At 35.9% G+C, this 11,203-nt stretch carries 8 protein-coding genes and 2 pseudogenes; 7 read left to right on the forward strand and 3 right to left on the reverse strand.

What is annotated here, in order from left to right:
- Nucleotides 1–72: 72 nt before the first annotated feature.
- The 3 genes and pseudogenes from HMPREF0519_RS14300 to HMPREF0519_RS04010 form a co-directional block, all read left to right on the forward strand.
- Nucleotides 73–273, forward strand: a pseudogene (locus tag HMPREF0519_RS14300) (polysaccharide deacetylase family protein); the annotation flags it as partial.
- A gap of 96 nt (nt 274–369) precedes the next feature.
- Nucleotides 370–1,410, forward strand: a complete 1,041-nt coding sequence (locus tag HMPREF0519_RS04000) for an acyltransferase family protein (RefSeq protein ID WP_003634845.1) — start codon at nt 370–372, stop codon at nt 1,408–1,410.
- Nucleotides 1,411–2,041: 631 nt separating this feature from the next.
- Nucleotides 2,042–2,305, forward strand: a complete 264-nt coding sequence (locus tag HMPREF0519_RS04010) for a phosphocarrier protein HPr (protein WP_003557835.1) — start codon at nt 2,042–2,044, stop codon at nt 2,303–2,305.
- 54 nt (nt 2,306–2,359) lie between these two features.
- On the opposite strand, the gene HMPREF0519_RS04015 is transcribed toward HMPREF0519_RS04010, so the two are convergent.
- The 3 genes from HMPREF0519_RS04015 to HMPREF0519_RS04025 form a co-directional block, all read right to left on the reverse strand.
- Nucleotides 2,360–3,370, reverse strand: a complete 1,011-nt coding sequence (locus HMPREF0519_RS04015; RefSeq protein ID WP_003634846.1) for an IS3 family transposase — start codon at nt 3,368–3,370, stop codon at nt 2,360–2,362.
- A 200-nt stretch (nt 3,371–3,570) separates the two neighbouring features.
- Nucleotides 3,571–4,854: an MFS transporter gene (locus HMPREF0519_RS04020; protein WP_003634847.1), complete on the reverse strand. Its 1,284-nt coding sequence runs from the start codon at nt 4,852–4,854 to the stop codon at nt 3,571–3,573.
- 202 nt (nt 4,855–5,056) lie between these two features.
- Nucleotides 5,057–5,986, reverse strand: a complete 930-nt coding sequence (locus tag HMPREF0519_RS04025; protein ID WP_003634848.1) for a LysR family transcriptional regulator — start codon at nt 5,984–5,986, stop codon at nt 5,057–5,059.
- A gap of 173 nt (nt 5,987–6,159) precedes the next feature.
- On the opposite strand from HMPREF0519_RS04025, the gene aroD reads away from it, so the two are divergent.
- From aroD to HMPREF0519_RS04045, 4 genes and pseudogenes are all read left to right on the forward strand, one after another.
- Entirely contained in the window at nt 6,160–6,921 is a 762-nt protein-coding gene (gene aroD / locus HMPREF0519_RS04030) for a type I 3-dehydroquinate dehydratase (RefSeq protein WP_003634849.1), read from the forward strand.
- An 80-nt stretch (nt 6,922–7,001) separates the two neighbouring features.
- Nucleotides 7,002–7,961 (forward strand): FAD:protein FMN transferase, encoded by a 960-nt coding sequence (locus tag HMPREF0519_RS04035; RefSeq protein WP_003634850.1) that lies wholly within the window; start codon nt 7,002–7,004, stop codon nt 7,959–7,961.
- Nucleotides 7,954–10,272, forward strand: a complete 2,319-nt coding sequence (locus HMPREF0519_RS04040) for an NAD(P)H-dependent oxidoreductase (protein ID WP_003634851.1) — start codon at nt 7,954–7,956, stop codon at nt 10,270–10,272. The genes HMPREF0519_RS04035 and HMPREF0519_RS04040 overlap by 8 nt, the downstream gene beginning before the upstream one ends.
- Before the next feature lie 409 nt (nt 10,273–10,681).
- Nucleotides 10,682–11,203: pseudogene (locus HMPREF0519_RS04045) on the forward strand (quinate/shikimate dehydrogenase); the annotation flags it as partial.

Here is an 11,203-nt window from a genome sequence, read left to right on the forward strand (position 1 = left end):
CGAACCAACCAGAAATTAAAAATATTGTTAGTTTATCGAACGCTCGGGTCGATTTAGGCATAGGCGGCTCCTTTTAAATCATCTGTCTTTACATATCCATATGGTAGTGGGACGCCTCAAATTCAAAGATTTCTTAGCAGTCGGTCAGGCCTAAAGGTCATTTTGACATTAAATAATGGCATCGTAACTGACCATAGCAACCTTAAGCAAACGCCGCGGGTGCTTATCAACTCAAACAGTTGGCCAAGTGTAGAAAGGTGGATTGATGAGTAGGAAGTATTCAAACGTAGTAACATTTTTCCTCTTTTGAGAGAAGCCTTGTATGAGTATTTAAAAATAGATAATTAAAAAAGTAAAAAGAGGTTGCACATGGTAAGACAGGTTGGGGAGGATATTGCGGATCATAAGCGAACCCGAGTAGTATGGATAGATATTGCAAAAGCATATGGCATTATTGCAATTGTATTGGGTCATATTATCATTAATGGTCCAGTTGCCCATTTCCTTTATTGGTGGCACATTCCGATTTTCTTCATTATCTCAGGGATCTTTTTAAAACCGTTGAGAAGTAGGCAGGCATGGATTCAATTCCTAAAGAAACGGGTTGTGTTCGAATTATATAGATATGTAGTAGTTGGTATACTGCTCATTTGGCTTTATACAGTGATTCATCGTGAAAGTCATGTTTTTTTGGTAAAGCATTTGTGGGATTTACTTCTTGGAGGGCGGACCTTAAATTTTTACACAAGTGCTTTCTGGTATATTAATGCTTATTTGATAACAATAGTTGTTGTAACGATTTTGATTTCAGTAACGAAGAATCGGATGATTCATTTATCGATCATTATTGGTGGCTTCCTTTTGGGAACTAGTTATCAACAAGTTACTTGGATGCACATTAACGGGTTTTCAATGATGCCTTGGAATGCTGACACAGTTTTAATAACGGCATTTTATACCTACTTAGGCTACTTGGGCTTTTCAAAAAATCTAAGGTGGGTTGAAAGAGCGGCTGTTAATATTCCGATCATGATACTCGCTGGATTAGTAATCTTTCTGCGAATAAAAAGAAAATTCAGCTTTCATCTATCTTTGAAATCCCATTTAATGCACACGTCATTACCAGTTTGGTTGGCAGTAGCAGCTATTCCGGTTCTTTTTTCTTTAACCGTCATGATAATAGCTTATTACACGTCAAAAATGCCGTTCAAATTAGGCTTGCCGTTTACTGGTCGGCACACACTTTCTGTGATGTACGGACATAAGCTATTTTTAGATTTATGCTTGATGATGGGTGTTAAAAATCTTGGAATTAGATTAGCAGTTGGTGTTCTTGCACCAATTTTTATTCATGTTATGATACAACATTTATTTATTCTGACTAAAAAAGAGATTGATTTTATGAAATAGTTGGTCTTTGTGATGTCCAGTAACCAAATATAATGCACCAAAGTAAACCGCAGACGGCTGGAATTGTCCCGGATCCATTAAAGAATAAACTCACATAAATAATTATGAAGAAACCAATTAGTAATGGATCGATCCATTTATAGCCTTTTAAAACAAAACCGTTTGGGTCGAAGTCTTCAGATTGTCGGTATTTATAATGAGCAATAATTGTCAAAGTGTTATCTTTTATTATTTTTAAAATTTGATTAGTAGAATATTTTGAATTTTAGATAAAACCAATGATAAATGTATTCCTATACAAATTTAAAAGCAAGGGAATAGGCAAAGCACTTTTAGTTAATTAATAGGTTGGTATAAAAGTTTCTATTATAAGGCTTCTTATAATCAGAGAAGTACATATCAATAGCATTGAGGCTTTACAAGCTATGAGCTATCGAGCATCTATGAGTTATTTGTCAAAAGGAAATTTAAAAACCTACTAACAAATCATTTAGATGTGAAGATCAATTGAAAAATGAATACGTTTACATTACAATGAATGGTATAACCAATTAAGGATAAGAAATGGCTGCCAGCCATTTCAATTTGGCGTTAATTATCAAAATATAATTCATTCACGGGAGATGATCATTTGCTGAAGGAAAGTTTTCACACCGTTTCTGAAACTGGCATTACAGCACGTCCTGCACTCGATTTAATCTCAACTGCAGATGATTATGAATCAAAAATCAATTTGCAATATCATGATAAAACAGTGAATTTGAAGTCGATTATGAGTGTCATGTCTCTTGGAATTGGAAAGGATGCGGACGTTGTCATTTCTGCTGATGGCGATGATGAAGAAGCGGCAATTGCTGATATTACCAATAAAATGAAGGAACTTGGGTTGGTTTAGTTCCCTTTAAAAAACATAGCTATTGAAGTGAACCCTTAAACTTGGACAACTTTATTAAGCTGCTTTCTGGGCGGTAAGTTCCCGGTATTTTACCGAGGAGTTGCCGTCCAGTTTTGTTTTGATACGACGGTGATTGTAGAAATCTATCCATTCGGTCATAGCTTTGATAAGTGATGATTTGGTCTCAAACTGCTCATCCATAACTTCGACTTTCATGATGTGAAAGAACGATTTCATGGCGGCGTTGTCGAGACAAGTAGCTTTACGAGACATACTTTGAAATGCACGATGGTCTTTAAGCACGTTTTGCCAGTGACGATGCTGGTATTGAAATCCTTGATCAGTATGAACGGTGGTGCGATAATCTAATGCCGGTATCTGATTTAAGGCTTCTTTCAGAGACTTTACGGCGAATTCAACGGTGGGGTGCTCACTAATATTGAAAGCTAAAACTTCTCCGTTGAAGAAATCTAAAATTGGTTCTAAATAGACTCGCTCGTCTTGACTCTTGTTTCCGTATCGAAATTCACTAACATCGGCGACCAACTTCTGGTAAGGTCGATCTGTTTTGAAGCGTCGTTTAAGTCGATTGGGCGCGATCCCCCCAACGATTCCTTTGTAAGAATTATATTTTCGCTTCTGGCGATTAAAAGCTCGACATAACCAGCCATGCTCCCGCATGATACGTAAGACCCGCTTGTGATTGATTTTAAAGCCGTAATGATGTAAAACATCAGTTATTCGTCGGTATCCATATTTACGGGTGTACTTCGGATCTTGTTGACGAATCTCGTCAATGGCCTGAATGGTTTGTGAATCATCTAAATCGCGACTACGATGTTCCTTAGCGTAATAGTACGTGCTGCGAGGAATATGAACTGCTTTAAGGACTAGTTTGATGGGAGCTTGAAACTCCTGCCTTAACTCGTCTACTAATTCGATGAGTTCGTGTGTTTTGACTTCTTCCGTGCTAATGCCATACTTTCTGGCTAAAGATGGTGAACCTTTACCAGATAAATATTCAGTAACGACCTTTATACGAAAATCTAAATTAAATTTAGTCATAGTAAAACCCCTAAGATTGGATTTAGTGTCCAACCTTAGGGGTTCACTTTAATGGCTATGTTTTTTAGTTTGACGCGTTATTAAAAATGATTGTTATCAGGATACCCTAACAATCGGTTAGGGTATCCTGATAACTGGTTTAATGGTAATCGATGGCCTTTTATGATGTTTGGATTTTTTGATTAGGAGTTAATGGTACATCATAATTTAGTTTCAGTTTGATATTCAGAGATGATTTTTGAATTCACTTTAGTTGATCTTTTTTTACTACTGGGGACATTGATCTGATCAGCTCTCTCGATTAATAAGACTGAAATACTACATAAAATTCCGATGGCGGCAATACCAACATCAAACCACATAATATTATGGATACTGGCTTTTGAAATGATTGCTGTAAACACTGGTATTGTGAAAGATGCCAGCCCGCTGGCCGTATAGTAGATACCAGTAATCTTTCCTTTGGAATTTGGAAATAGATCACCCATAATTGTTAGTCCGATTTGCATAACACCGCCAGCCGCAGTGCATCCAATAATAAATGAACAAATCAGCATAATAACTTCAAATGGAAAAAGGGTGATTAATAGTAGTGCAATGAAGGATAATGTTGTATCAAAAATCATAAACCATATGGGTTTAATAAAGCGATTAACAAGGACGGCGGTTATAATAACGCCAACAATTGATCCGATGCTGTAAGTACTTACTAATAGACGAGCATTGATCATGTTTAGATGACCAACAATACTGCCATATTTGGTAAGCCACTGACTAACAAGGTAAAAGGTTGACATGGAAATATATCCGAAAATAGTTAAAATGCCACCTAATAATAATTGATGAGGAGTTAGCCTTAACTTTGAAGAATTAGCTTTGAGTACAGTTTTATTGCTTTTATTGTTAGTTTGGCGACTTTTAGATAAATTTGGGAAACTCCGATTGTGCATAGCAAAAAAGTTAATGCAAAGCGCAATCGCACAAAAAATAAATGTCCAACCATACCAAACATTGGCGTGTTCCAAGATTGCAACAAGAATTGGCAAAATTAATTCTCCCACGGAAGCAAAGGCCTTAATCATAATATTGGCAGATGCTTGGCTTCGTGGATAGAGTTCCATAAGTGCAGGATAGGTTCCTGAATCAAGAAACGAATTGGCCATGCCGGCTAAAATACCAAAGATATATGCAGCTATCATTGATTTTGAAAGGACGATTCCAATAAAAAACACAGCATATGTTGCAATACCAATTCTAATAAATAATTTACGACCTAATTTATCAGACAGAGTTCCTGAAATGTATAAAACAAGAAGGCGACCAATCCCAAGCGAAGAAATAACCATTGATACGCCAGCATCGCCGACATGCCATTGATTTCCAAGAACAGTCATGTTTTGAGCCAGAATTACAATTGCCATGCCATGAATTAAATAATTAAAATACAAACAAGCCGTCGTTTTTATCCGTTCTGTTTGTGACATATTATCACCCTTGCTTTGATGTTATTTGAATTGAGTAGCATGTTTTGGGGGTAAGGGCTATTGTTCATTAATTAACAATCATAGTAATTATTAAACTCGAAAAATGGATTCATGTCAAGAGAAATCGTTTTCATAAGAAATGAAGATGGTTTCCTCAATTTGAACGGAGTTGTCAGTTACTCCTATTAGAATAATTATAAAGTTAAATTGATAAATTTTTGTCGGTAAAGTTAGTTTTGCAGTATTTTTGAACAAATTTTTCGAAATGTTGGACGGAAGGCGTTAGAAAATGATCACGCTTAGTCACTAAAAAAAGGTCATGTTTTAAATCATTATCCTCAATTGCTTTTAAAGTAATTTTAGTAGTATCCAACTGAGGCAAATTTGGAATCAATGCAATTCCTAAGCCATATTTAACAAACCCTGCTATTGTGTGGTCCTCTTCAATTTGGTAAGTAATTTTAGGCTTGATATGTTTTTGACTTAAAATTCTATCAATTAAAGGTCTTAGCCCACTGTTTTGCGAAAAAATAATCATTAGATATTCATCAAGATTTTCTAACAAAACATGTTTTTTCTGTGCCAGTGGATGGTTAATTGGCAAAGCAAGTTTGATTTCTTGCTGCACAATTGGGTGAAACAGGAAGAGTTGATTGAGATTCTGATCTCCAAGTTTATTGACGTGAGAGCTAAGAACAATATCATACTTTTCATCTGCCAAATCCTGAAGTAAATGTGCTGAGTAGCTTTGACCCAATGAAAATGAAATCTTTTGGTTGATGTCATCTTTTTTAAAAGCTGTTAAAAGCTCGGGAACTAACCTTTGACCAAGTGTATAAGTAAATCCAAGGCTGACGTGCCCCTTTTCAGGATTAATCAACTCTTTAATAAGTGTATTGCCATCATTTAGTGTTTTTAAGCTTTTATCAATGTAATTTAAATAAGTTTTTCCAAGTGGTGTTAGACGAATATTGCGACCTTCTGGTTCAAAGAGTGGAACGCCTAATTCGTTTTCCAGTTTTTTTATTGCATAACTTAAAGATGGTTGTGAAATATCGAGATTTTCGGCTGCCTTGGCCATGTGTTGAGTACGGGCAAGTTCACGAAAAAAGATTAGATGGCGTAAGTTCATGAATGAGTTCCTCCCAAATCAATAGAAAATATCTATCAATTAATCAAAGTATTGTTATTTATTATGATACGTGTTGATGATAATATTTCAAGTGAATTGAGTAACAAGTTTATCAATGTAAGCGTTTATATAAAATGATTTTTAGTGCTAAAAGCTGAAAGGAGAACGTTATCGTGACAAGTAAAATTGTTAACTTAAGAAATATTAAATTGGGGAGTGGGCAACCTAAAATTGCTGTTCCAATTACTGGCGTAGACCATGATGAGATTATTAGTCAGGCAAAGACCATAACTAAAAAACAACCTGATGTAATTGAATGGCGAATTGATTTCTTTAAAAACGTTACAAACCATGAAGCGTTAACTAAAACTGGAAATGATCTTCGAAAGATACTAAGCAATATAGCATTATTAACAACCTTTCGGACAAAAGATGAGGGTGGTGAATTGTCGCTTGATGACAAGACCTATTTCAAAATTTGCAAGAACGTTATAAGTGGTGGCTACACTGATGCAATAGATATTGAACGCTTTCATGAAGAAAGACAGGTTAAAGAAGTCGTACAAGACGCACATTCTAAAGACGTTGTGATCATCATGAGTAATCATGACTTTGATAAGACACCAACTAAAGACGATATTATTAATCGACTAACCAGTATGGTTGAGTTAGGTGCCGACGTTGCTAAAATGGCGGTTATGCCCACTAATGTTAATGATTTATTAACGTTACTTTCTGCTACCCATCAAGCAAGTTCATTATTAGAGCAACCGATTATTACAATGTCAATGGGGGATATCGGTAAAGTTTCCCGGATTTCCGGTGAGGTTTTTGGCTCTTGTCTCACATTTGGAACTGTTGGGGCTGCTTCAGCTCCCGGTCAAATTTCGTTAACTCGACTGCGTGAGGATATAGAAGATCTAAAGCTCAACTAATGATAGCTTAATACAATGGATGATGGTTTTCTAAAAATTAAATTGTTCTAGTTATAGAGGGGATTAGCGTGTCTAAAACAATGGTAACGGTAAAGCATAAAAAGTTCGTCTCTCAATTCTCAATGATGGGCACGCTTATTTCACTGACATTATTTGAGAAAAATGAAAAAGCAGTATTTGATATCTATGATTATCTTCAAAAAATGGATGATCTATTTTCAGCTAACCGGCCTGACTCCAAATTAGCTGAAATTAACAGAAATGCCGGTATTCAACCTGTAAAAGTTTCAAATGAATGTTTTTCTTTAATTAGTGATGCGATAAGGTACTCAAAAAAGTACAGCGATAGCTTTAATGTTCTTATAGGACCATTGGTAAAGACTTGGAAAATTGGATTTGGCGGTCAAAATGTTCCAAGTCAATTCGAAATTATTCGAGATTTAAAATTGGTTCATCCAAGCAGGGTTGTTTTAGATCCGGTGAAACAAACGGTTTATTTAAAGGATAAGGGTATGCAATTGGATCTAGGCGCAATTGCCAAAGGATATTTTGCAGATCAAATTATAAAGCAGCTTAAAGAACATGATATTGATACAGGCATTATTAATTTGGGTGGAAATGTTCAAGTACTTGGGAATAATCCGCTATCTAAAGATGGTTATTGGGGAATCGGTATTCGCGATTCGCGATTTGAAGATAATCAGTCGGCTGCTATAGTGCACACAAAAGCTAAGACGTTTGTTACCTCAGGTATTAAAGAGCGGTACTTTAAAATTGGCAAAAAAGTTTACCATCATATTTTAAGTCCTCAAACCGGTTATCCAGAAAAGAGTGATGCAATTCAGGTTACTATCATTACTGATAATTCGGAACTGGCCGAAGTATTGTCGACGGTATGTTTCTTCCGTGGTACCCATCGTGGTAAACAGTTGATTGATCGTTTACCGAACGTTGAGGCAATATTTATTAATCAAAAAGGTCAGTTAATAACGACAAAAGGATTAAAAAGTTTGGGAAAAGGAGTGTATTTCTATGAGTGACAAGGAAAAGCAAATTAAAGGGCAGGCAATGGGTCACAACGGGATTATCAATTATGAAATCGATATTGATAACGATAAGGTTGAGGATTTAAAAATCTTAAAGCATTCCGAGACCTCTGGAATTTTTAATCAAGTTATTGATAAATTAAAGCAAAATATTATTTCACAACAATCATTTGACGTGGATGCCGTTAGTGGTGCAACAGTGATGACACAAGCTATCTTGGATTCAGCTAAAAAAGCTGTTGAGAGTGAGCATATCGATTTAACACCAATGGTTAATCAGAAAATTAAACATCAAACAACAAGACTTAAAACTGACGTTGTCGTTATTGGTGGGGGAGAGGCTGGATTAGTTGCAGCTTCTCGTGCACTTTCATTAGGTCAACAAGTTATTTTAGTTGAAAAGAATGGGTATCTGGGTGGTGCAACTATCTTAAACGGTTCCAACGTTACCGGAACCGGTTCTAAGGTTTCTGAGAAAATTTTTGGTAAGCAAATCGATTCACAGGATTCGCCGGCAAAACTAGTTAACGATGTGGCAGTCGAATGTAAAAATACTAATATTCCGCAACTGACTAATTTGATGGCTAATAATATAGGCCCAGCAATTGATTTCATTAGTGAATTTGCCGGTTTATCTTATCAAAAGGCACAGACTCAGACCCCGGAACATTCAGTGGAACGCCAAATTGAATTACCAACTGCCAGCTCATATGAATTTATCCAAAAAGTTTCAAAAGCTTTTGAAGCTAAAGGTGGAAAAATTATACTAGGAGCTCGCGTAGAAGGACTAACTTTTAACAGAAAAGGACAAGTGAATGGTTTAACGGCTGAAGCAGACAACGAAACAATTAAAATTAAGGCTAATTCAATCGTTCTTGCTGCTGGAGGCTATGGTGCTAATAAACAGATGCGCGGACCAGAGAGTAAGGGAATTGATTATTATGGTCCGATGACTTCGACAGGGGATTCGTATATTTTTAATGAAGATTTAAATTTAAAAACACATCATTTGGATTGGTACAAAATCTATCCACATGGTGTTGAGGTTCAGCCAGGAATTGCTAAATTAACCACATACGCTTCAAAAAAAGCGACCGATATGGGAGCGATTTATATTAATTCTAATGGTAAGCGAATTGTTAATGAATCTGACGTTTACACGAAATTCAGGGATGCTATTCTTGCACAATCCGATAAGATTGCTTACTTATTAATGGATGAGAGAACATGGAAACAAGTTTATAAATTATTGGTTTTACATGATTTTACTGAAAACGAAATTAAAAAGTTTTTTGCAGATCAAAAAAATCGTCCAGTCTTTGTAAAAGGATTGCTGGATGAAGTTGCAAAAAAGGCAGGCATCAATGTAGCCAATCTTGAATCAACGGTTAATAGTTATCAAGACTTTGCTAAAAAAGGTGTAGATTCTGAGTTTGGCCGAAGTCAAGAATATTTGCATGAGTACGAAGGAGACACCTATTACCTTATAGAACAATGTGCTCGGTTTGCGACAACATTGGGTGGCTATTCCGTTAATTCCAAAACACTGGAATTGATTAATAAGCAAAATGAAGTAGTAGCTAATTATTTTGGCGCTGGTGAAATTATTGGTGGCGCAAATGGTCATGATTCTATGCCAAGTATGATGAACACATGGGGAATTTCTTCAGGATATGTAGCTGGACTTTCGGCAAGTCAAAACGCAAATCAGCATAAGGCCGAAGGTACAGATGACAAGAAAATTACTGCAATTGTTGGAACAAATGCCTCGAAATCGTATAATAGACAATTGCTAAATGCGATGAAAGATCTTTTTGACTCAGAGGTAGACTTTGAAATTTGTGAGATTAAGAATATTCCATTGTTCAACGAAGATTTATTAAATGATGAACCATTGGCTGTTAAAGAATTGGCAAATAAAATTGAAGAATCAGATGGGGTGGTGATTGCTGTTCCAGAATACGATCATGCAATTCCGGCTTCCCTAAAAAGTGCAATTGAATGGTTGTCATGTGCGGAACATCCGTTTAAAGAAAAGCCGATTATGATTGTTGGCACTTCACTCGGTATTCAAGGGACAGTTAGAGCACAGATTAATCTACGCCAGATTTTGGACGCGCCTGGAGTTGATGCAAGTGTCATGCCAGGGCATGAGTTTATGTTGCCACAAGCACCGGTACAGTTTAATGACGAAAATCGTCTAATGGATGCAAGTAGCGAGGATTTTTTGAAGCAATGTTTTAATAATTTTATGACGTATATTGAATCTTTAAAAATTAAAGATCGTTCTGTGAATGCCTCATAGTAGTATTCCGATTAGGCCTTAGAATTAATTAAGGTTCTAATCGGTTTTTTGGCATGCGTGAACGAGTTCAAAGTTATTTATACTTCATGTTTAATGAATCACAATCCAATGACATTTATCAAATTGGTGTCAAGAAAATATTTTTATGGATCTCGTTTAAAACTTGATGGGTAACAGTGATATGTTGCATTGAAAATAAAGCTTATCATTGAAAAAAGGCTATTATATAGCAACAATGCTTACTTATTAAAAACCATCGCTCATAATCATATTATGGTTTTTTGCTATATTCATAGATGATTTCTATCAATAAACGGACGTAAGCTTATGTTTTTGAACCGCTTTCATCTCTATAATATATTATGAAAAGTTGAACAAACATAAAAGATGTGGAAGGAAGTTTTTTACTATGGTTGACAGTTATAATGTTGCAGATAGAATTGATGGGCACACAATTTTGATTGGATTAATGGCTTATCCAATTCGTCATTCAATGTCACCAACAATGCATAATACGTCATTTGTTAAGTTAGGGCTCAATTACGCATATTTGGCATTCGAGGTAGGAAATGAAGAGCTTCCTAGTGCAATTCAATCTATTCGTTCATTGGGAATGAGAGGCTCAAATATTTCGATGCCAAACAAACAGAAAGTAATTCCATTGCTTGATAAATTAGATCCAGTCGCTAAAATGGTTGGCGCTGTTAATACCATTGTTAATGATAATGGTATTTTAACCGGTTATACAACTGATGGTACAGGATTTATGAAATCTCTTGAAGATGAAAATCTGGATATTACTGGTGAGAAGATGACCATTTCCGGGGCAGGCGGTGCCGGTACGGCCGAGGCCATTCAGGCGGCAATGGATGGTGTTAAGGAAATGTCATTATTTAATATTCATGATCATACTTGGGATAATGCAAAAAAT

The organism is Lentilactobacillus hilgardii DSM 20176 = ATCC 8290, from assembly GCF_000159315.1.
In the GTDB taxonomy this organism is placed as follows: domain Bacteria; phylum Bacillota; class Bacilli; order Lactobacillales; family Lactobacillaceae; genus Lentilactobacillus; species Lentilactobacillus hilgardii.

Bases quoted from the DNA above. Each gene is read 5' to 3' on its own strand.
- HMPREF0519_RS04000 (WP_003634845.1), top strand. From the start codon at position 370: ATGGTAAGACAGGTTGGGGAGGATATTGCGGATCATAAGCGAACCCGA.
- HMPREF0519_RS04015 (WP_003634846.1), bottom strand. From the start codon at position 3,370: ATGACTAAATTTAATTTAGATTTTCGTATAAAGGTCGTTACTGAATAT.
- HMPREF0519_RS04020 (WP_003634847.1), bottom strand. From the start codon at position 4,854: ATGTCACAAACAGAACGGATAAAAACGACGGCTTGTTTGTATTTTAAT.
- HMPREF0519_RS04025 (WP_003634848.1), bottom strand. From the start codon at position 5,986: ATGAACTTACGCCATCTAATCTTTTTTCGTGAACTTGCCCGTACTCAA.
- HMPREF0519_RS04035 (WP_003634850.1), top strand. From the start codon at position 7,002: ATGGTAACGGTAAAGCATAAAAAGTTCGTCTCTCAATTCTCAATGATG.
- HMPREF0519_RS04040 (WP_003634851.1), top strand. From the start codon at position 7,954: ATGAGTGACAAGGAAAAGCAAATTAAAGGGCAGGCAATGGGTCACAAC.